The organism is Sphingopyxis sp. GW821-FHT02C12 (assembly GCF_059421785.1).
Window position 1 is genome coordinate 539,192 of the sequence record NZ_JBWKVQ010000001.1, and the last position, 21,472, is coordinate 560,663.

A 21,472-nucleotide genomic window follows, 5' to 3' on the forward strand; every position below is an offset into this window, starting at 1 on the left:
ACGGGTTCGCGGGCTGTCGATCGAGCCGAACGGATCCGTTCGGGCTGAACCGATTCGTACATCCGCTCCGTCCTCGGGGTCCGGCGCCGCGTCGAAACCGCCCGGCGGTGGAGGCTGTCAGCCGCCCGCCTGCCATTCCTTGATCGCCTCGACCGGCGAGACGAGCATGAGGACGTTGAGCGTCAGATTGTCGCGGATCGTCCACAGCGTGAACAGCTCGAAGACGATGGCAATCGCGACCGTCACCCACCACCGCATCCGGCTCGCCGCGAGGAATCCCGCGATCATGAACAATGCGTCGCTGACCGAATTGAGGATCGAGTCGCCCGAATAGCCGAACGCCATCGTCACCTCGCGATAGCGGTCGATGATGATCGGCGAGTTTTCCAATATTTCCCACGCCGCCTCGATCCCGATCGCGAGCGCCAGCAGGACCCACAAGGGCTGGCGCGGCAGCAGCCAGCGACCGAGGCTATAGAAGATGAAGCCGTGGATGATGTGGCTGAAGCTGTACCAGTCCGAAATCTGCTGGCTGTTCTGGTTCGACTGGACGGTGCCGTGCCACAGGCTGATCGTCCCGCACGGGCAGATCGGCGGGCGCCCCATCGCGAACAGGATCGTAGTGAACAGCGCGATCAACCCCGCGGCGACCAGCCAGCCTTTTCGTGAAACCCCCAGGATCATCGTCGCCCTTCCCGCTTGACCGCGCCGCGCTGTCGCGCAATTAGCCCGCATGGCTGAAAGCGTCCACCTCAACCGCCGCGGCGTGTTGTTCGTCCTCTCCTCGCCCTCGGGCGCGGGCAAGACCACCATCTCGAAAAAGATGCTGCTCGCCGATCCGGATATCGCGCTGTCGATCTCGGCGACGACGCGCCCGCCGCGCCCCGGCGAGGTCGACGGCAAGGATTATCATTTCGTCGATACCGAAACGTTCAAGCAGATGGCGGCCGACGGCGAGTTCCTCGAATGGGCGCATGTCTTCGGCCATCGTTACGGCACCCCCCGCGCGCGCGTCGACGAACTGCTCGATGCCGGCAAGGACGTGCTGTTCGACATCGACTGGCAGGGCGCGCAGCAGCTGTATCAGGAGGCCGGCCCCGACGTCGTGCGCGTCTTTGTCCTGCCGCCGACGATGGAAGAACTCGAACGGCGGCTGCGCGCGCGCAACACCGACAGCGACGAGGTGATCGCCGCGCGCATGGCGCGCGCGGCGAACGAGATCAGCCACTGGGACGGCTATGACTATGTGCTGATCAACGATCAGGTCGACGAATGCTATGGCGAAGTCATGGCGATCCTGCGCGCCGAACGGCTGAAGCGTCGTCGCCAGATCGGCCTGATCGGCTTTGCCCGCGACCTGATCCGGTCGGTCCCGGACAGCGATACGACGATCGACGAATAACAGGGATAGTCCCTATCGATTGGCCGGCGTCACCAGCTTGTCGGTCAGTTCCGCGACCATCTCGGCGCGCAGCGGCTTGGCCTGACCGTCGGTGCGGCACACGACCACGGTGTCGCAGCTTGCGATCGCGCGGCCGTTCTGGAACATCGCCTGGACGATCGTCCAGCTCGAGGTGCCGATGCGGCCGATGCCGCTGGTGATCGTCACCGGGTCGGGGAAATTGCCCTCGCCCAGATAATTGATCTCGACCATCGCGACCATCGTGCGCTCGTTCGCCGGGCGATCGGTCAGCGGGCGCACCTCGCGGTTGAGGAGCACCCGGCCGCTTTCGAACAGCGCGGCAAAGGCCACATTATTGAGGTGGCCGTTGATGTCCATGTCCTGGAACCGCGTCTGCAATTCGATAGACGCGGGGTAGCTGGCGGCATCGAGCCGCCAGCTTTCCGGTTTAGCCATATCAGCGCGGGCCCATGCGGATGCCGCCGTCGAGGCGGACGTCCTCGCCGTTGAAATAGCCATTCTCGATCATCGTCAGCGCGAGACCGGCATATTCCGCCGGGTTGCCGAGGCGCTTCGGATTGAGCACCGAGGCGCCCAATGCGTCGCGGACGTTCTGCGGCGCGCCCGCGAGCAGCGGGGTGTCGAAAATGCCCGGCAGGATCGTGTTGACGCGGATGCTCTCGCTCGCGAGGTCGCGCGCGATCGGGATCGTCATGCCAACGACGCCGCCCTTCGATGCGGAGTAAGCGGCCTGGCCGATCTGGCCGTCCTCGGCCGCGACGCTCGCGGTGTTGACGATCGCGCCGCGCTCGCCGTCTTCCATCGGCGGCAGCGTCATCATGCCGGCCGCTGACTTGGCGATGCAGCGGAAGGTGCCGACGAGGTTGATCTGGATGATCCAGTTGAACGCATCGAGCGGGAAATGCTTGATGCTGCCGTCTTCCTTCGAACGGCTCGCGGTCTTGATCGCGTTGCCGGTGCCCGCGCAGTTCACGAGGATGCGCTCCTGGCCGATCGCTTCGCGCGACTTGGCGAAAGCGGCATCGACCGACGCGTCGTCGGTGACATTGCATTCGCAGAACACGCCGCCGAGTTCGGCCGCGAGCGCGGTGCCCTTTTCTTCCTGCAGGTCGAAGATCGCGACCTTGACGCCCTTAGCCGCCAGCGCGCGCGCGGTCGCGGCGCCGAGGCCCGAGGCGCCGCCGGTGACGACGGCGGAAACGGTGGAATCGAGTTTCATGGGTTTCTCCTAGAAGCCCTCCCCTTCAGGGGAGGGTTTGGGTGGGGCATGTCGGGGGCGCGAGCACAGGCCCTCCCCCAACCCCTCCCGCAAGCGGGAGGGGAGATTTCGTCAAAGCCGTTCGATGATCGTGACGTTGGCCTGGCCGCCGCCTTCGCACATCGTCTGTAGGCCGTACTTCCCGCCGGTCGCATCGAGCACGCCGAGCAGCGTCGCCATCAGCTTGGTGCCGCTGGCGCCGAGCGGGTGGCCGAGCGCGATCGCGCCGCCATGGACGTTGAGCCGCGCATGGTCGGCGCCGAGATATTTGAGCCAGGCGAGCGGCACCGGCGCGAAGGCTTCATTCACTTCATAGGCGTCGATGTCCTCGATCTTCATGCCCGCCTTCTTCAGCGCCTTTTCCGTCGCAAACAAAGGTTCTTCGAGCATGATCACCGGGTCGCCCGCGGTCACCGAAATATGGTGGATGCGTGCACGCGGGGTGAGACCATGGTCCTTCAGCGCCTGTTCCGAAACGATCAGCGCGGCCGACGCACCGTCGCAAATCTGGCTCGACGAGGCGGCGGTGATCGTGCCGCCTTCCTGCAGGATCTTGACCCCGGCGATGCCTTCCAGCGTCGCGTCGAAACGGATGCCTTCGTCTACGAGGTGCATCGCGCGGCCTTCAGGGGTGTCGATGTCCAGCCCCACGATCTCACGCTTGAAATGACCCGCCTCGGTCGCTGCCTTGGCGCGGCGATGGCTTTCGAGCGCGAAGGCGTCGAGATCGTCCTTGGTGAAGCCATGCTTCTTGACGATCATCTCGGCGCCCATGAACTGGCTGAACATGATGCCGGGATATTTTTCCTCGAGCCGCTCGGACTTGTAGTGACCGAGGCCTTCCTTGATGAAGAGCGTCGCGACGCTGCCCATCGGCACACGCGTCATGCTTTCGATGCCACTGGCGAGGACGATGTCCTGAGTGCCCGACATCACCGCCTGCGCCGCGAACATCATCGCCTGCTGCGACGATCCGCACTGACGGTCGATCGTCACCGCGGGGATCGAGTCGGGCAGGTTCGACGCGAGCACGGCGTTGCGGCCCAAATCCATCGTCTGCTGCCCGCCCTGCGACACGCAGCCGGTGATGACGTCGTCGATCTTCGAGGTATCGAAATCGTTGCGGTCGGCGATCGCATCGAAGACGGCGGCGCCAAGGTCGACGGGGTGGACACCGGCGAGCCGGCCGCCGCGCTTGCCGCCAGCGGTACGAACGGCATCGACGATATAAGCATGAGCCATGGGGAGTTCCTTTCTTCGTGGGGCGCAATAAATAGGGACAGTCCCTATTTATGCCCGGTGACATCAAATTGCCGGGCGACTGTTCTGCATAAATAGGGACTGTCCCTATTTATTGCTCATGCCGCCGTCAGAGTTTCCGCCCGATCAGTTCCTTCATGATTTCGTTGGTGCCGCCGAAGATGCGCGTCACGCGCGCGGCGCGCCAGGCGCGGGCGATCGGATATTCGTTCATATAGCCCGAGCCGCCGAACAGCTGGAGGCATTTGTCCATCACCTCCCACTGCAACTCGGTGTGCCACAGCTTCGCCGCGGCGCCCTCTTCGGGGGTGAGTTCCTTCTTCATGTGACGCGCCAGCGCCCAGTCGAGATGCGCCCAACCGACCTGGAGCTTGGCCTTGAGGTCCGCCAGCACGAAGCGGCTGTTCTGAAAATCGAGGATCGGCTTGCCGAACGCCTTGCGGTCGCGGGTATATTCGACCGTGTCGTCGAAGGCGCGCTGCGACGCCGCCTGCGCGCTGACCGCGATCGACAGCCTCTCTTGGGGAAGCTCGCTCATCAGATAGATGAAGCCCTGTCCCTCTTCGCCGAGGCAGTTGGTGATCGGGACGCGGACGTCGTTGAAGAACATTTCCGAGGTGTCGGCTTCGTCCTGCCCGATCTTGTCGAGATTGCGGCCGCGCTCATAGCCCTCGCGATCGGCCTCGACGAGCACGATCGACACGCCCTTCCATGCCGGCTGGATCTCGGTGTCGGTCTTGACGCAGACGAGGATCAGGTCGGCGTTCTGGCCGTTGGTGATAAAAGTCTTCGACCCGTTGATGACATAATGATTGCCATCCTTCTTCGCGGTCGTGCGCATGCCCTGAAGGTCGGAACCGGTGCCCGGTTCGGTCATCGCGATCGCCGTGATCACCTCGCCCGCCACCATCTTGGGCAGCCAGTGCTTCTTCTGCTCTTCGCTGCCATATTTGACGATATAGGAGGTGACGATGTCTGACTGGAGCGAGAAGCCCGTAGTGGCGCGGCCGTAATAGGCGCTTTCCTCGTCGACGATCGCATTATAGCCGAAGTCGAGGCCGAGACCGCCATATTCCTCGGGCACCGTCGGGCACAGCATGCCGAGTTCGCCCGCCTTGGGCCAGATCGACTTGGGAACGATCTTGTCCTCGGCCCATTGCGCGGCGTTGGGGGCGACTTCCTTTTCGAGGAACTGGCGGACCGTGGCGCGGAACGCCTCATGATCCTCGCCATAGGCCGAGCGCGACAGGTTATCGAGCGACATCGTCTTCTTCTCCCGTATGACGGCCGGACGAAAGCGGGGAGCCGGCGCGCGTGTATGGCCGCGCTGGCGCGCGCCCTTCGCCCGCCACCTGACCTTACGTTTACGTGCACGTCAAGTAGAAATGCCGTTACGGCATGAATGTCGCGGCATCGCTCGCACAAAGCCGCAGCGACGAATAGGTTTGCAGGCGCTGGGCAGCGGCGACGGCGCAGGTTACACGCCGCCGATGGTCCAACTTCTCCTCGATGCCGGCGCCTTGCTCGGCGAGTCGCCGCGCTGGCACGCCGGCGAAGCCCGCCTCTATTGGGTCGATATCGACGCGCAGCAGATCCATCGGCTCGATCCCGCGACCGGCGACCATGACTGGATGCAACTGGCCGAACCGGTCGGCTGCGTCGCGCCGCGCGCGAGCGGCGGACTGATTGCCGCGCTCGGCGACGGCTGCGCGCTGATCGATGACTGGGGAGCCGTACCGCGTCCGTTCGGTCCCGCCGCGCTCGCCGAGCTGCCGCACCAGCGTTTCAACGACGGCTGCGTCGACAGCGAAGGGCGCCTGTGGATCGGCAGCCTGACCGCCGACAAGCCGAAGCGCGACGCGACCCTCTACCGCCTCGATCCCGACGGCAGCCTTACTACGATGCTCGGCGGGCTGATGACGAGCAATGGCGCGGCGTTCAGTCCCGACGGCCGCACCTTCTATCACGCCGACACCCCGACCCATCGCATCCACGTCTATGCCGTCGACCCCGCGACCGGCGGACTCGGCGAGGGCCGGCTGTTCCATGAATTCGCCGAAGGCAATGGCCGCCCCGACGGCGCCGCGGTGGATGCGGAAGGCTGCTATTGGTCGGCGCTGTGGGACGGGTGGCGGATCGTTCGCATGTCGCCCGCGGGCGAACTGCTTCAGACGGTCGACTTGCCCGTCCAGCGGCCGACGATGCTCGCTTTCGGCGGCGACGATCTGTGCACAGCCTTCGTCACCAGCGCGGGCAAGAATTTGACCGAGGGCGAGCGGACGGCGCAACCGTATGCGGGCGGGGTGCTCAGCTTCCGGGTCGATGTGCCGGGGCTCGCGCAGCCGATGTTTGAGGGGTGAGTTCCTCGCTGTTGCCTTGCGGCGGGAGGGTCGCAGGCCCCAAACTTGCACATAACCGTCACATCTGGTTAAGACGCCCGCCGACATGGTTTCGTTCGAAACCTTTTCCACCGGGAGATTCCGATCATGCCGCGCACCGCGCCCCTTTTTGCTCGCCGCCAGTTTCGCCGCGCATCGATGATGCTTGCATCGACTGCGCTGCTTGTGGGTTATAGCTCGATGACCCACGCCGCCGAAACCGCCGCCCCTGCCCAGCCGGCCGCGACCGCGCCCGCCGATGGCAACCCGCTGCTCGCGCCCTGGACCGGCCCCTTCGAAGGGGTGCCGCCGTGGGACAAGCTCGATCCCGAACTCTTCCCCGACGCCTTCACCCAGGCGATGGCCGAGACCAAGGCGCAGGTGCAGGCGGTGATCGATAACCCCGAACCCGCGACGTTCGAAAACACCCATGTCCCGATGATGCTCGCCGGCGACACCGCCGACCGCGTGTTCGCGCTGTGGGGCGTGCAATCGTCGAACAAGTCGAACGACCGTGTCGAGGACATCGACGCCGAGTGGAGCCCGAAAATCTCCACCTTCTATACCGAGCTGTTTCTCGAGCCGAAACTCTTCGCGCGCTACAAGGCGGTCTATGACGCCCGCAACACGAGCGGCCTCAACGCGCAGCAGATCCGCATCGTCGAGCGCAGCTATGACGAGATGGTCCGCGACGGCGCCAACCTGTCGGCGCCCGACAAGGCGAAGCTGGTCGCGATGAACGCTAAGCTCGAAGGGCTGTTCTCGACCTTCTCGTCGAAGCTGCTCGGCGACGAGAAACTCTATACCTTCGTCACCGACAAGGCCGAACTGGCGGGTCTCGAACCCGGCTTCGTCGCCTCGCTGGCGTCGGCCGCCGAAGCCAATGGCAAACCCGGCCAGTGGGCGATCAAGAACACCCGCTCGTCGGCGCAGCCGGTGCTGCAGAACGCCACCAACCGCGCGCTGCGCGAGAAGGTGTACAAGGCCTTCGTCAACCGCGGCGACAATGGCGACGCCAACGATACCAACGCGACGATCGCCGAAATCCTGAAGCTGCGCCAGCAGCGCGCCGAACTGCTCGGTTTCCCCAACCACGCCGCGTACCGCATGGCCGACACGATGGCGAAGACCCCCGCCAACGCGATGGGCCTGATGATGAAGGTGTGGCCCGCCGCCGTCGCGCGGGTGAAGGAAGAGGTCGCCGACATGCAGGCGATCGCCGACGCCGAAGCCAAGGCCGGCAAGGGCCCGAAGCTGACCATCGAGCCGTGGGATTATCGCTTCTACGCGGAGAAGGTTCGCAAGCAGAAATACGACCTCGATGAGAGCGAGGTGAAACCCTATCTCCAGCTCGACAAGCTGACCGAGGCGATGTTCTGGTCGGCTGGGCAGCTCTACGACCTCGGCTTCCGCGAAAACACCGGCACCGTTCCGGTCTTCGATCCCAAGGTCAAAACCTTCGAAGTCTATAACCTCAAGACGAACGAGAATGTCGGGCTGATCTATCTCGACAATTTCGCGCGCGACGGCAAACGGTCGGGCGCGTGGATGACGACCTATCGCAGCCAGCAGACGTTGGGCGGCGAACGCAATGTGCTCGCGTCGAACAACAATAATTTCACCGAAGGCGCGAAGGGCGAGCCGACGCTGGTCAGCCTCGACGACGCGACGACGCTGTTCCACGAATTCGGCCACGGCATCCATTATCTGCTGCAGCACATCTATTACCCCGCGCTCGCCGGGGTACCGCGCGACTTCGTCGAATTCCCGAGCCAGGTGAACGAGAACTGGCTGATGACCCCCGAAGTGCTCTCGAAATATGCGACGCACTACAAGACGGGCGAACCGATGCCGCAGGCGCTGGTCGACAAGATCCTCGCGTCGAACAAGTTCAATCAGGGGTTCGAGACGGTCGAATATCTGTCGAGCGCGATCGTCGATATGAAGATCCACGACCGCAAGACCCCGCCGACCGACATCGACAAGCTGGAACGCGACACGCTCGCCGAAATCGGCATGCCGAAGGAAATCGTCATGCGGCACCGCCTGCCGCAGTTCGGCCATTTGTTCAGCAGCGACGCCTATTCGGCGGGCTATTATTCCTATCTGTGGTCCGAAACGATGGACGCCGACACCTGGGCGGCCTTCACCGAGGCCGGGGGGCCGTGGGACCGCAAAGTCGCCGACAAGTTCCGCACCATATTGCTGATGACCGGCAACGAAACCGACCGCGCCGAAGCCTATCGCGCCTTCCGCGGCCGCGACCCCGATGTGAAGGCGCTGCTCAAGAAGCGCGGCTTCCCGACCGGCGAATAGGGATCGGGGGAGTCCGGCCAGCCGCGCCGGACTCCCTCAATCCGCAACCCCCTTGCGGCGCAGATGTTCATGGGTCGCGATCGCCAGCGCATAGAAGGCGACGTCGGCGAGCAGCTTGCCGGCTAGGATGCCGAGCGCCGGGCCGAGCAGCCAGACGGTGAACCCGATCGCCGCGGGCCGCACGACGAAGGTGTCGAGCAGTTCGGCGGGGCCGAACTCGACGAGCAGCAGCGCCACCGCGCGCCAGCGCCGCCCCGGTACTGCGGTCCACGCCGCCTGCGCGCCCATGACGCCGTAAAAGCCGACATTTTCCACCATCGCCGCGGCATAGGCGGCGCCGACCAGCGGCGCGCCCATCGCGCTTGCCGCCAGAAAGCCGCCATAGCTGGTGGCGACCGCCGCCACTTCGGCGGGGCCATAGCGGCGTAGCCAGCGGTTCAGGCGGGCGGGGAGGCGTTCCGTAATTTGTCGATCATCGCGCATATCGCCGATATTGGGGTGCGAAGACCGGGCTTGGCAAGCCCGGCCAGCGGCGCCGGAAACCGGCGTGTTGACAGCCGCGAAATTCGATATAAATATGATATCATAATTATATCGGAGGGCATGATGACTGATTCGAATGTGACCGCGGGTTTGAACCCGACGCGGGAAGTGCGTGCCGCGACCGCGAGCGGCTATCTGATGCTGCTCGTCTGGCTCGCCCTGCTCGGCATCGCCGCATGGGCGGCGATCACCAACGCGACCGCCGACGTCCAGGTCGCCTGGAAATGGGCCGTCGTCGCCGCGAGCGCGGTGGCCGGCCTGCTGATCCTGTGCGGCTTTTACCTGATCAACCCCAATGAAGCCGCGGCGATCCAGCTGTTCGGCAGCTACAAGGGCACCGACCGCGAAGCCGGGCTGCGCTGGGTGCTGCCCTGGCTGACCCGCAAGAAGATCGCGGTGCGCGCGAACAACGTGATTTCGGACAAGATCAAGGTCAACGATCTGCGCGGCAACCCGATCGAGATGGCGGCGCAGGTCGTGTGGCGCGTCACCGACACCGCGCAGGCGCTGTTCGACGTCGACGATTACAAGGAATTCGTGATGGCGCAGATCGAGGCGGCAGTGCGCTCGATCGGCTCGCGCTATCCCTATGACGATATCGAGCATCAGGAAATCACCCTGCGCGGCAATCACGACGAGGTCGGGGTCGAGCTGCGCAAGGCGCTGATCGAACGGCTGAGCGTCGCGGGGATCACCGTCGACGAATGCGGCCTGACCCACCTCGCCTATGCGCAGGAAATCGCCGGCGCGATGCTGCGCCGCCAGCAGGCCGAAGCCGTGATCTCGGCGCGCAAGAAGCTGGTCGAGGGCGCGGTGACGATGGTCGAGATGGCGCTCAACCTGCTCTCTGAAAAGGGCGTCGTCGAGCTCGACGACGAGCGCAAGGCGGCGATGGTGTCGAACCTGATGGTCGTGCTGTGCGGCGAACGCGACACCCAGCCCGTGGTCAACGCCGGCTCGCTTTACTGAGCCGGATGACGCGATGCCCATGTCGTCCAAAAAAGCCTTTGCCCTGCGGGTCGATCCGGCGCTCTACGCCGCGATCGAGCGGGCGGCGGCGGACGATTTGCGCAGCGCCAACGCCCAGATCGAGGTGCTGCTGCGCGAGGCGCTGGCGCGGCGCGGGATCAAGGTCAAGCCGCCGGTCGCCGCCAAACGCGGCCGCCCGCCGAAAGAGGAAGGCTGAAAAATGCTGCATCTGCTCCTGGATAAGAAGCCCTGGTTCCGCCCCAAGAATAGCGGTTATGGCAGCGGATTGCCGATCGCCTGGCAGGGCTGGCTGTTCATGGCGCTCCACATCGCGCTGATCACCGGCATCGCGACGCTGCTGCAGGGCCGGCCGGCGATGATGACGATCGCGATCGTCCTCGCGGGCCTCGCGCCGCTGCCGATCTATCGCGCCCGCACCGAGGGCGGCTGGCGCTGGCGGTGAACGGTCCTCCCTGTCGCGAAGCGATGGGGAGGTGGCAGCCGCGCAGCGGCTGACGAAGGGGCCGACGCCGTCAAAGGCTGGCGCAAGGCCGCGGCCCCTCCACCACCGCTTCGCGGCGCCCCCCCTCCCCAAGGCAGCGCCGCAGGGAGGATCTTGCCGCCATCGCGCCTTTTCCACCGCTGGCGCCGAAGGCCCGCTTGCCCCCCAAGGGGTTGATGGTTAAGGCCGGTGGTCATGTCCCCCGTCACGCCCCCGTCACACATCGCCCCCGTCCGCATCGCCCCGTCGATCCTCAGCGCCGATTTCGCGCGATTGGGCGAGGAAGTCCGCGCCATCGAGGCCGCCGGCGCCGACTGGGTGCATATCGACGTCATGGACGGCCATTTCGTGCCGAACCTGACGATCGGCCCCGCGGTGGTGAAGGCGCTGCGCCCGCACAGCACCCTGCCCTTCGACGTCCATCTGATGATCAGCCCGGTCGACCATTTCCTCGACGCCTTTGCCGCCGCCGGCGCCGACATCATCACCGTCCATCCCGAGGCGGGTCCGCACATCCACCGCAGCATCCAGCACATCAAGTCGCTGGGCAAGCAGGCCGGCGTGTCGCTCAACCCCGCGACCCCGGCGAAGATGCTCGACTATCTGATCGACGACATCGACCTGGTGCTGATCATGAGCGTCAACCCGGGCTTCGGCGGCCAGAGCTTCATCACCAGCCAGCTCCGCAAGATCGAGGCGGTGCGCAAGATGATCGACAAGTCGGGCCGCGACATCAGGCTCGAGGTCGACGGCGGCATCGACGTCGCGACCGCGCCGCTGGCGATCGCCGCGGGCGCCGATGTCCTCGTCGCCGGCACCGCGACCTTCCGCGGCGGCCCCGACGCTTACGCCGACAATATCCGAAGCCTCCGCGGCGCCTGATCGGTGAAGGGAAGAGCCTTGACCTCTGCCCCCATCGACCAGCTTCCCGATGCGGGCGACGATACCCCGCCGATCGACGACACGATCGAGCCCGGCAAACGGCTGATCCGCCTGCCCGCCGAAAAGGGCCTGTCGCTCGGCGACCGCATCGCCAATCATTTCACCCGCCTCACCTGGCGCACCCCGCTGCACGCCTTTCGCCTGAAAGGGCGCTTCCCGCTCAAGCTGCTCGGCGTGCCGACCGACCCGGTCCCCGGCGACACCCGCGCCGGCACCGCGATCCGTGCCGGGCATTTCCTCCACCGGGGCCTCAAGCAGCCGCTCGGCGAGCTGGATTTCGCCGCGCTCGCCGTCGCGCCGACCTTTGCCGACTATCTCCACAGCTTCGCCTGGCTGCGCGACCTCGCCGCGACCGGCGCCCGCGCCGACGGCGCCCCGATCGCCGAGGCGATGGTGCGCAACTGGCTCACCGCGCATGGCGAAACCGTCAGCGAACCCGCCTGGCGCGCCGACAACACCGGCTGGCGCATCCTCTATTGGGCGTTCCATGCGCCGCTGATCCTGTCGTCGAGCGACCTCATCTATCGTTCGGCGGTGCTCAACCATCTCGCGCGCGCCGCCCGCCACCTCGACCGCGTCGCCGACAAGACGCGCCCCGGCATCGGCCAGCTCGTCGCCTGGACCGGCATCGTCGCCGCGTCGCTGCTGATGCCCGGCGGCGAACCGCGGCAGATCTTTGGCGAGGCGGGGCTGCGCAAGGTGCTGGAAACCAGCTTCTACGCCGACGGCGGCAATATCGCGCGCTCGCCGCAGGCACAGCTCGACGCGATCATGGCGCTGTCGATGCTCGCGCGCGTCTATGACATGCGCCGCATGGCGGTGCCGCCTTTCGTGCAGGAAGTGCTCGCACGCGCGGTTCCGGCGCTGCTCGGGCTCGTCCACGCCGACGGCGGCATGGGCAGCTGGCAGGGCAGCGGCGCGACCGCGGCCGAGCAGATCCAGGCGATCGTGACCGCCAGCGGCGTGCGCACCCGCCCGCTCAAGCAGGCGCGCGATTGGGGTTACCAGCGGCTCGTCGCGAACAAGGTCGTGCTGCTCGCCGATGCCGCGCCGCCGCCGATCGCGCGGGTGACCGAGGCGGGTTGCGCCTCGACCCTCGCCTTCGAACTCAGCGACGGCGCCGACCGCATCATCGTCAATTGCGGCGGCGCGGCGCTGACCGGCGCGACGATTCCCGAGGACCTCGCGCGCGGGCTGCGCACCACCGCCGCGCATTCGACCCTGATCCTCGCCGATTGCAATTCGACCGCGATCCTGGCGAGCGGGTCGCTCGGCAAGGGGGTGACCGAGGTCGAGCTCGACCGGCGCGAGACGCCGCAGGGCAGCCGGCTGGAGATGAGCCACGACGGCTACGCCCGCCGCCATGGCCTGATCCACCGCCGCCTGCTGATCCTGTCGCCCAACGGCCGCGAACTGCGCGGCGAGGACCAGCTGCTCCCCGCCCCGCGCAGCCGCCGCAAGGGCGACAAGGCGTTCGTGCTGCGTTTCCACCTCGGACCCGCGCTGTCGGCGAGCCTCACCGCCGACAAGCTCGGCGCGCTGCTGCGCATCAACGGCGGGCCGCTGTGGCAATTCCGCACCTCGGAGGGCGCGCTCGACATCGAGGAAAGCCTGTGGGTCGACGGCGAAGGCCGCCCGCACCCGGCCGAGCAGCTTGTCGTCACCGGCACCGCGCCCGCGGGCGGTGCCAGCATCGGCTGGATCTTCAAACATATCGGCTGATCGCCGCCGCGCGGCGTCAAAAATCTTCGGGCGCCACTTTCGGCGCAATCCGTAGCGCTGGCGCGGAAACCGCTTTCCTTCTGTTTCATTAGTGTGACACCCCCGTAACACAGCGGTCATAGAGCGCTGTCACTGGCCCCCTCGACTCGTCCGGAGCCAACAGGACCGGACGATCTTTCCACTCTCCAGGGGGATTTATGTCCAAGCTTTTGAATGTCCGGTCGCGCATCCTGCTCGGCACCTGTCTTTCGCTCGCCGCCGCGATTCCCGGCACCGCCTTTGCCTCCGACATCACCGGCACCGTCACCGATGCCACCGACACCCGCGCGCTGCAGGGCACCGAAGTGCGCATCGTCGAACTCGGCCGCGTCGCCGAAGCCAGCCGCGACGGCAGCTATCGCTTCGTCGACGTTCCCGCGGGCACCTACACGCTCGAAGCACGCTATAGTGGCGCCGAGCGCGTCACCCGGAGCGTCACGGTCACCGACAGCGGCAATGTGATCGCCAATCTGTCGGTCGGCACCGACGGCAGCATCCTCGTCGTCGGTCAGGCCGCGAACCTGTCGAGCAGCCTGTCGCGCCAGCGCGCCGCCGATGGCGTCGAAAGCGTCCTGACCCGCGACGCGATCGGCCAGTTCCCCGACCAGAATGTCGCCGAATCGCTGCGCCGCCTGCCAGGCGTGAACATCCTCAACGACCAGGGCGAAGGCCGCTTCATCTCGGTCCGCGGCCTCGACCCCGAACTCAACGCCGCCTCGATCAACGGCGCGCGCCTGCCCGCACCCGAAAGCGACGTCCGCTCGGTCGCGCTCGACGTCGTCGCCGCCGAACTGATCGAATCGATCGAGGTCAAGAAGTCGCTGACCCCCGACATGGACGCCGACACGATCGGCGCGTCGATCGAAATCCACACCACCAGCGCCTTCGACCGCAAGAAGGACCTGCTCTCGGTCAAGCTCGAGGGCAGCTACAACAATTATGCCGACGCGCTGACCCCCAAGGGCAGCCTCGATTTCTCGACCCGCGTCACCGACAATTTCGGCATCGCGGGCGGCATCAGCTATTACCAGCGCAAGTTCGAAACCGACAATATCGAGGCGGCCGACTGGGACGAACAGGACGGCAACGCCTTTGCGCGCGAAATCCAGTATCGCGACTATGACGTCGAACGGAAGCGCCTCGGCGGCTCGCTCAGCCTCGACTGGCGCCCGAGCGACACCACCAAGCTTTATGCGCGCGGCCTCTACAGCCAGTTCTCCGACCAGGAATATCGCGGCGACGTGATCTTCATCATGAGCGGCGATCCGCGCGAATCGACCGAGACCAGCGCCGAATTCTCGAGCGCCGACGGCCGCATCGAGGTGCGCCGCCGCATGAAGGACCGGTTCGAAAAGCAGAAGATCGCCTCGCTCGTCGTTGGCGGCGAAACCGAAACCGGCCCCTGGAAGCTGACCTATTCGGGCAGCTATTCGAAGGCGAGCGAGAAGGAAGACGGTTCGGTCGACCCGACGCGCTTCCGCGCCCGTTTCTCGGGCACCGGCGCGAACGAGGTCGGGGTCAATTTCGACTATTCGGATCCGCGCCGGCCGCTGTTCGCGGTCACCGGCAACACCGCCTTGTTCAACAACACCGCGAGCTACGGCTTCAACGAACTGGAAATCACCGACCTGTCGGATTCGCAGGATCGCGAATGGATGGCGCGCGGCGACGTATCGCGCGAGTTCGCGATGAACGACGGCACCTTCACGCTGCAGGGCGGGGTCAAGTCGCGCTGGCGTTCGAAGTCCTACGACCTCGACGCGCTGGTCTATGACGGGTTCAACGGCACCTACAACCTCGGCAACGTCCTCGCCGCCAGCTACAATTATCGTATTCAGGATCTGGGGCCGCTGCCCGACAAGCATGCGCCGAGCCTCTTCTATTACGGCAATCCCGACGCCTTCAGGCTCAACGAGGACGACACGATCATCAATTCGACCTCGTCGGATTATGCGATCGATGAGGATGTACTCGCCGGCTATCTGCTCGGCCGCTATGACAGCAGCGCGCTGCGCATCGTCGGCGGGGTCCGTTTCGAACGCACCTATAACGACATCCGCGCCTTCGCGATCAACGAGGACACGCTGGACATCACGCCGAACCGGATCACCCGCAACTACACCGACTGGCTGCCCAGCCTGACCTTCCGCTTCGAACCCGCCCAGAACCTTGTCCTGCGCCTCGCCGGGTACAAGAATCTGGTGCGGCCCAAGCTGTCGAACCTGGCGCCGCGCGTCGTCCTGAACGAGGAACTGGAAGCCGAGTTCGGCAACCCGAATCTGAAGCCCTATCGCGCCTGGAACATCGATGCGTCGGCCGAATATTATTTCGGCAACAATTCGGCGCTGACCGCCGGGGTGTTCTGGAAGTCGATCGACGATTTCATCGTCGAGCTCACCGACACCACCCCGGGCGAAATCCTCGGCATCGATTATACGAAGGCGACGACCTTCACAAATGGCGAGACCGCGAAGGTCAAGGGGATCGAGCTGAGCTTCGCGCAGCGCTTCACCTTCCTGCCTGCGCCGCTCGACGGGCTGCTGCTCAACGCCAACTACACCTTCACCGACGCCAAGGGCACGGTGTTCGCGGGCGAGGACCTGACCGATCCGCGCCGTATCAACCTGCCCGCATCGGCGAAGCACACCTTCAACGTCGCGCTGGGGTATGAAAAGGGTCCGATCTCGCTGCGCGCCGCGGGGACCTATCGCGACAAATATCTCGACGAACTGGGCGGCGATGCCGACGAGGATCGTTTCGTCGATCAGCATTTCCAGCTCGACCTGTCGGCGAAGTTCCGCGTCACCAAGGACATTCGCCTGTTCGCCGAATGGATCAACGTCACCGACGCGCCCTATTTCGCCTATCAGAACTTCGCGGGCGCGAAGCGCATCCTGCAGTATGAAAAATACAGCTGGACCGCGAAGTTCGGCGTTTCGGCGAGCTTCTGATGACGTCGGGGCACGGGGAAGACATGATGACGAAGACGCGTTCGGGCCTTGCCCTGTCGCTGCTCGCGGCGACGGTGCTGGCGGGGACGGCGGCCGCCGCCGAACCCGCGACAACGGGGTTCCCGATCGTGACGCGGACGGAGGATGGCCAGCCCATCCCCCGTTCGGCGGGTCTTCCCTATGCCCCCAAAAATCTTGCCGACCGCATCGTTCTCACGCCCGGGGCCGACCCGGCGCGCGAGATGGCGGTCGCCTTTCGCACCGACACCGCGCAGGCCGAGGCGCAGGCCCAGCTCGCGGTGTCGGTCGACGGCCCGACGCTCGAAGAAAAAGCAAAGCTGGTCGGCGGCACGTCGATGCCGGTCGACAGCAGCTATGGCCGCGCGCTCTATCACCAGATCCGCTTCACCGACCTGACCCCCGATACCGCGTACAGCTACCGGGTGAAGGGCGCCGCCGGCTGGAGCGAATGGTATCAGTTCCGCACCGCCGCCGACGAAGCCAAGCCCTTCCGCTTCCTCTATCTCGGCGACATCCAGAACGGCATTTTGACCTATGCCAGCCGCGTGATCCGCCAGGCGTTTCACGCCAATGGCGACATCCGCCTGGTCGTCCATGCCGGCGACCTCGTCGGCCAGCGCGACGACCTCGACCATGACGACGAATGGGGCGAGTGGAACCAGGCCGGCGGCTATAATTATGCGATCGTCCCGCAGGTGCCGGCGACCGGCAACCATGAATATGTCGACGACATCCGGCCCGACGGCAGTGAAAGCCGCAAGCTCGGCCCCTATTGGCCGGCGCAGTTCGCGCTGCCCCGGAACGGGGTGAAGCCGGTCGAAGCGACGACCTATTACACCGATTATCAGGGGGTGCGCTTCATCGTCCTCGACGGCACCGCGGCGATCGACCTCGGGTCGATGCAGGCGCAGACCGAATGGCTCGACAAGACGCTCGCCGCGTCGAAGGCGAACTGGAACGTCGTGCTGTTCCACCAGCCGGTGTTCACCTGCGCCCGCCCGGGCGACACCGCCGAGATCAAGGCGGCGTGGAAGCCGGTGTTCGAAAAGCGCAAGGTCGACCTGGTGCTGCAGGGCCACGACCATTGCTACAGCCGCCTGACCGGCGAGGCGGGCCGCGAGGCAAGCGCCAAGGCTCGCGCCGACGGCATGATCCAGGGGCCGGTCTATCTGGTCTCGGTGACGGGCTCGAAGATGTACAAGCTCAACGACCGCACGCCTTGGCAACCCGACAAGGTCGCCGAGGCGACCGAACTCTACCAGATCGTCGACGTCGCGCCGAAGACGATCAAGTTCCGCACCTTCACCGCGTCGGGCAAGCTGTACGACGGCTTCGATCTGACACGCACCGACAAGGGCAATCGCCTGGCCGAAATCACCGAACCGACGCTCGCCACGCGCCGGTGTTCGGGCGAGGTCGGGCCGGACGGCGGCGTCTGCGTCGCATCGGGGAAATGACATGACCAAGACCCTAAAACTCTTCGCCACCCTCGGCCTCGCAACGGCGCTCGCCGGCTGCGGCGCCAAGGAACCCGTCTTTTTCGGCCTCCCGCCCGTCCCCGTCGCCGCGACCGGCGAGACCGATCCGGTCGGCACCGGCAAGGCCGATGCCGCCGACGATCCGGCGATCTGGGTCGATCCCGCCAACCCGAACCGCGCGCTGATCATCGCCACCGACAAGAAGGCGGGCATCCACGTCTATGACCTGACCGGCAAGGATATCGCCTTCATCAAGGGCGGGCTGGTCAACAATGTCGACGTCGTCGGCAACATCGTCGCGGCGAGCGACCGCAACGACGGCGTCAACGCGCATATCGCGCTGTTCCGGATCGATCCCGCCACCACAGGTCTGACCGCGCTCGGCCGCGCCGCGGCAGGCACCGGCGAGGCCTATGGCTTCTGCCTGAAAAAAACCGCGCCGGGCGAACCGCTGACCGCTGCGCTGATCATCAAGGACGGCACGGTGCGCGTCGGGACGCTGGCCGTCGACGGCGCCGCGCCGCGCTTTACCGCGCAATGGGAGCACAAGATCCCGACCCAGTCCGAAGGCTGCGTCTTCGACAGCGATACGCTGTACGTCGGCGAAGAGGATGCCGGCATCTGGCGGCTTACCGCCAATGGCGCGGGCGTCGACGCCAAGATGGTCGCGCCGGTCGACAACCAGCGCCTCGTCGCCGACGTCGAGGGCCTTGCGACGATCGACCATAAGGGCCAGCGCTACCTGCTCGCGTCGAGCCAGGGCGACAACGCCTATGCGGTCTTCAAGCTGCCGAGCATGGACTATGTCGGCCGCTTCGCGGTGACCGCCGGCAAATATGGCGCGACCAGCGACACCGACGGCATCGAGGCGGTCGCGGGCCATTTCGGCCCCGCCTATCCCGATGGCCTCTTCCTCGCGCAGGACGGCGACAACGCCCCCAGGGCGCAGAATTTCAAACTGCTGCGCTGGGACCATATCGCGGCGGCGCTGGGAATCTGATATCCGTCGCCCCCGCGAAGGCGGGGGCCGCAAGAGGTCTAGCGCAAGGTTGCCAGCGGCCCCCGCCTTCGCGGGGGCGACGACGCTTGCCCTAACGTCCCTTGGCGCCTAGGGGGGCCGCGTCTTTCCCATCCTGCAAAGGCCGCCTTCCCCATGACCGACCTGATTCCCGTCCGCCGCGCCCTGCTGTCCGTCAGCGACAAGGCGGGGCTCGCCGAGCTTGCCGCCGCGCTCGTCCGCCACGGGGTCGAGCTGGTGTCGACCGGCGGCACCGCCAAGGCGCTGCGCGAGGCCGGGCACGAGGTGCTCGACGTCTCCGACCTCACCGGTTTTCCCGAGATGATGGACGGCCGCGTCAAGACGCTGCACCCGACCGTCCACGGCGGCATCCTCGCGGTGCGCGACGACGCGGCGCATGTCGCGTCGATGGAGACGCACGGGATCGGCGCGATCGATCTGGTGGTCGTCAACCTCTACCCCTTCCTCCAGACCGTGATGAGCGGCGCCGACCGCGATACGATCATCGAGAATATCGACATCGGCGGCCCCGCGATGGTGCGCTCGTCGGCGAAGAACCACGCCTTCGTCGGCATCGTCACCGAGCCCGAGGATTATGCCGCGCTGATCGCCGAAATGGACGCCAACAATGGCGCGACCACATTGGCGCTGCGCAAGCGCCTCGCCGCCACCGCCTTTGCGCACACCGCGACCTATGACGGCATGATCGCGCAATGGTTCGCTTTCGCCGACCAGGGCAAATTCTTCCCCGACACGCTGCCGCTGACCGCGAAGCTGTCGAACGAACTGCGTTACGGCGAGAATCCGCACCAGAAGGCGGCGCTCTATCTGCCCGCCGGCCCCGCGGGGCGCGGCATCGCGCAGGCGCAACAGGTTCAGGGCAAGGAACTCAGCTACAACAATATCAACGACGCCGACGCCGCGCTCGAACTGGTCGCCGAATTCCGCGAGGCCGATCCGACCTGTGTCATCGTCAAGCACGCCAACCCCTGCGGCGTCGCCACGGCAGCCACGATCGCCGAGGCCTATGGCGCGGCGCTGAAATGCGACGATGTGTCGGCGTTCGGCGGCATCATCGCGGTCAACCGCCCGCTCGACGGCGCGACGGCCGAGGCGATCAGCGGCATTTTCACCGAGGTGGTCTGCGCCCCCGACGCCGACGCGGACGCGCGCGCGGTGTTCGCGAAGAAAAAGAACCTGCGCCTGCTGCTCACCGGCGAACTGCCCGACCCGGCGCGCGGCGGCATCATGATGAAGACGATCGCCGGCGGCTGGCTGGCGCAGAGCCGCGACAACGGCCACATCACCCGCGCCGACCTGAAAATCGTCACCGACCGCGCCCCGACCGAGGAAGAGCTGACCGACGCGCTGTTCGCCTGGACGATCGCCAAGCATGTGAAGTCGAACGCGATCGTTTACGCCAAGGGCGGATCGACCGCGGGCATCGGCGCGGGGCAGATGAACCGCCGCGACAGCGCGCGCATCGCCGCGGTGAAGGCGCGCGAGGCGGCCGAGAGCCATGGCTGGGCGGAAGCCCGCACGGTCGGCAGCGCGGTGGCGAGCGACGCCTTTTTCCCCTTCGCAGACGGCCTGCTGGCGGCGGTCGAGGCGGGTGCGACCTGCGTCATCCAGCCCGGCGGCTCGATCCGCGACGACGAGGTCATCGCGGCGGCGAACGCGGCGGGGCTCGCGATGGTGTTCACCGGGATGCGGCATTTCAGGCATTGATGGATGTTCCCCGGCGAAAGCCGGGGCCCATGAGGGCACGGCTGGGCTAGCAATCTGGGCCCCGGCTTTCGCCGGGGAACAGTATCTCGACTTCGCCCCGGCCCGCCGCCATAGGTACGCTCGCGCGAATTCTCGCATCAAAGGACCAGCATGACCGCCACCACCCATCGGCCCGGCCTGATCCATCGCATGTACAACTGGACGATGGAGAAATCGGCGCACCCGCACGCCGAGGCCTGGCTGGCGCTGGTCGCCTTTGTCGAGGCAAGCTTCTTCCCGATCCCGCCGCACCCGCTGCTCGGCCTGATGTGCCTCGCCAACCCGAAAAAGGCGGTGCGTTATGCGGTCATCTGCACCCTCGCCTCGGTCGCGGGCGGCATGTTCGGCTACGCGATCGGCTTCTTCCTCTATGAAAGCGTCGGGCTGTGGCTGCTCGGGGTGCTCGGGCTGACCGACGCCTTCCCGCCCGCCGCCTGTTACCTGCGCGAGTTCGGCGCCGAGATCATCTTGATCAAGGGCGCGACGCCGATCCCGTTCAAGCTGCTGACGATCACCGCCGGCTTCATCCACATGAATTTCTGGACCTTCCTGTGGGCAAGCCTTGCCAGCCGGGCCTTTTCCTTCCTGCTGGTCGGGATATTGTTCCGGCTGTTCGGGGCGCCGATCAAGGCGTTCATCGACAAATATCTGATCTGGGTCACCGGCGCCTTCCTGGTCGCGGTGGTCGCCGGGTTCCTGGCGATCGGCGCGCTGTCGGGCGACGGCAAGACCAAGGAAGCCGACAAATGCAGCGGCGCGACGCTGCAGAGCATGGGGCTGGATCGAAAGTAGGCGCGCCACGGCCCCAACCCCGTTCGTCTCGAGCGAAGTCGAGAGACGCTTGGTTGGCGCATGTCTTCGCGTGTCTCGACTTCGCTCGACACG

General features: G+C 65.9%; 19 protein-coding genes. 13 read left to right on the forward strand and 6 right to left on the reverse strand.

What is annotated here, in order from left to right:
* Positions 1 to 117: 117 nt before the first annotated feature.
* Entirely contained in the window at positions 118 to 684 is a 567-nt protein-coding gene (locus AC07U1_RS02600; RefSeq protein WP_495178862.1) for a DUF2585 domain-containing protein, read from the reverse strand.
* Between the two features lie 49 nt (positions 685 to 733).
* Here AC07U1_RS02600 and gmk point away from each other — a divergent pair, with 49 nt between their 5' ends.
* Complete coding sequence (gene gmk, locus AC07U1_RS02605; RefSeq protein WP_056344385.1) at positions 734 to 1,402, forward strand: guanylate kinase; 669 nt, start codon at positions 734 to 736, stop codon at positions 1,400 to 1,402.
* A gap of 12 nt (positions 1,403 to 1,414) precedes the next feature.
* Here the strand turns inward: gmk and AC07U1_RS02610 are convergent, their stop codons facing one another.
* From AC07U1_RS02610 to AC07U1_RS02625, 4 genes are all read right to left on the reverse strand, one after another.
* Complete coding sequence (locus AC07U1_RS02610; RefSeq protein ID WP_495178863.1) at positions 1,415 to 1,858, reverse strand: acyl-CoA thioesterase; 444 nt, start codon at positions 1,856 to 1,858, stop codon at positions 1,415 to 1,417.
* 1 nt (position 1,859) lies between these two features.
* Positions 1,860 to 2,642: an SDR family NAD(P)-dependent oxidoreductase gene (locus tag AC07U1_RS02615; protein ID WP_056344390.1), complete on the reverse strand. Its 783-nt coding sequence runs from the start codon at positions 2,640 to 2,642 to the stop codon at positions 1,860 to 1,862.
* Between the two features lie 111 nt (positions 2,643 to 2,753).
* Positions 2,754 to 3,923 carry an acetyl-CoA C-acetyltransferase gene (locus AC07U1_RS02620; protein ID WP_495178864.1) on the reverse strand — a complete coding sequence of 390 codons (1,170 nt, stop codon included), beginning with the start codon at positions 3,921 to 3,923 and terminating at the stop codon, positions 2,754 to 2,756.
* A gap of 127 nt (positions 3,924 to 4,050) precedes the next feature.
* On the reverse strand, positions 4,051 to 5,205 hold the full coding sequence (locus AC07U1_RS02625; protein ID WP_056344395.1) for an acyl-CoA dehydrogenase family protein: 1,155 nt from the start codon (positions 5,203 to 5,205) through the stop codon (positions 4,051 to 4,053).
* Positions 5,206 to 5,431: 226 nt separating this feature from the next.
* Between AC07U1_RS02625 and AC07U1_RS02630 the strand changes: the two genes are divergently transcribed.
* Both AC07U1_RS02630 and AC07U1_RS02635 read left to right on the forward strand, forming a co-directional pair.
* Positions 5,432 to 6,301: an SMP-30/gluconolactonase/LRE family protein gene (locus AC07U1_RS02630; RefSeq protein ID WP_495178865.1), complete on the forward strand. Its 870-nt coding sequence runs from the start codon at positions 5,432 to 5,434 to the stop codon at positions 6,299 to 6,301.
* Between the two features lie 219 nt (positions 6,302 to 6,520).
* A complete protein-coding gene (locus AC07U1_RS02635; protein WP_492742663.1) occupies positions 6,521 to 8,635 on the forward strand; it encodes a M3 family metallopeptidase in 2,115 nt (704 codons plus the stop codon).
* A 36-nt stretch (positions 8,636 to 8,671) separates the two neighbouring features.
* Here the strand turns inward: AC07U1_RS02635 and AC07U1_RS02640 are convergent, their stop codons facing one another.
* Positions 8,672 to 9,118, reverse strand: a complete 447-nt coding sequence (locus AC07U1_RS02640; RefSeq protein WP_495178866.1) for a hypothetical protein — start codon at positions 9,116 to 9,118, stop codon at positions 8,672 to 8,674.
* A 123-nt stretch (positions 9,119 to 9,241) separates the two neighbouring features.
* Here AC07U1_RS02640 and AC07U1_RS02645 point away from each other — a divergent pair, with 123 nt between their 5' ends.
* The 10 genes from AC07U1_RS02645 to AC07U1_RS02690 all read left to right on the forward strand — a co-directional run bounded on the left by AC07U1_RS02645 (position 9,242) and on the right by AC07U1_RS02690 (position 21,379).
* Entirely contained in the window at positions 9,242 to 10,147 is a 906-nt protein-coding gene (locus tag AC07U1_RS02645) for an SPFH domain-containing protein (RefSeq protein WP_495197632.1), read from the forward strand.
* A gap of 13 nt (positions 10,148 to 10,160) precedes the next feature.
* Complete coding sequence (locus AC07U1_RS02650) at positions 10,161 to 10,364, forward strand: type II toxin-antitoxin system antitoxin (protein WP_495178868.1); 204 nt, start codon at positions 10,161 to 10,163, stop codon at positions 10,362 to 10,364.
* 3 nt (positions 10,365 to 10,367) lie between these two features.
* A complete protein-coding gene (locus AC07U1_RS02655) occupies positions 10,368 to 10,610 on the forward strand; it encodes a hypothetical protein (protein ID WP_495178869.1) in 243 nt (80 codons plus the stop codon).
* A 234-nt stretch (positions 10,611 to 10,844) separates the two neighbouring features.
* Positions 10,845 to 11,531 carry a ribulose-phosphate 3-epimerase gene (gene rpe, locus AC07U1_RS02660; protein WP_495178870.1) on the forward strand — a complete coding sequence of 229 codons (687 nt, stop codon included), beginning with the start codon at positions 10,845 to 10,847 and terminating at the stop codon, positions 11,529 to 11,531.
* Between the two features lie 18 nt (positions 11,532 to 11,549).
* Entirely contained in the window at positions 11,550 to 13,313 is a 1,764-nt protein-coding gene (locus AC07U1_RS02665) for a heparinase II/III family protein (protein ID WP_495178871.1), read from the forward strand.
* Positions 13,314 to 13,510: 197 nt separating this feature from the next.
* Positions 13,511 to 16,303, forward strand: a complete 2,793-nt coding sequence (locus AC07U1_RS02670) for a TonB-dependent receptor (protein ID WP_495178872.1) — start codon at positions 13,511 to 13,513, stop codon at positions 16,301 to 16,303.
* A 26-nt stretch (positions 16,304 to 16,329) separates the two neighbouring features.
* Complete coding sequence (locus AC07U1_RS02675; RefSeq protein WP_495197633.1) at positions 16,330 to 17,781, forward strand: purple acid phosphatase family protein; 1,452 nt, start codon at positions 16,330 to 16,332, stop codon at positions 17,779 to 17,781.
* Position 17,782: 1 nt separating this feature from the next.
* Positions 17,783 to 18,802 (forward strand): phytase, encoded by a 1,020-nt coding sequence (locus AC07U1_RS02680; RefSeq protein WP_495178874.1) that lies wholly within the window; start codon positions 17,783 to 17,785, stop codon positions 18,800 to 18,802.
* 153 nt (positions 18,803 to 18,955) lie between these two features.
* Positions 18,956 to 20,548 (forward strand): bifunctional phosphoribosylaminoimidazolecarboxamide formyltransferase/IMP cyclohydrolase, encoded by a 1,593-nt coding sequence (gene purH / locus AC07U1_RS02685; RefSeq protein ID WP_495178875.1) that lies wholly within the window; start codon positions 18,956 to 18,958, stop codon positions 20,546 to 20,548.
* Between the two features lie 177 nt (positions 20,549 to 20,725).
* Entirely contained in the window at positions 20,726 to 21,379 is a 654-nt protein-coding gene (locus tag AC07U1_RS02690) for a YqaA family protein (protein ID WP_056347043.1), read from the forward strand.
* Positions 21,380 to 21,472: the final 93 nt, after the last annotated feature.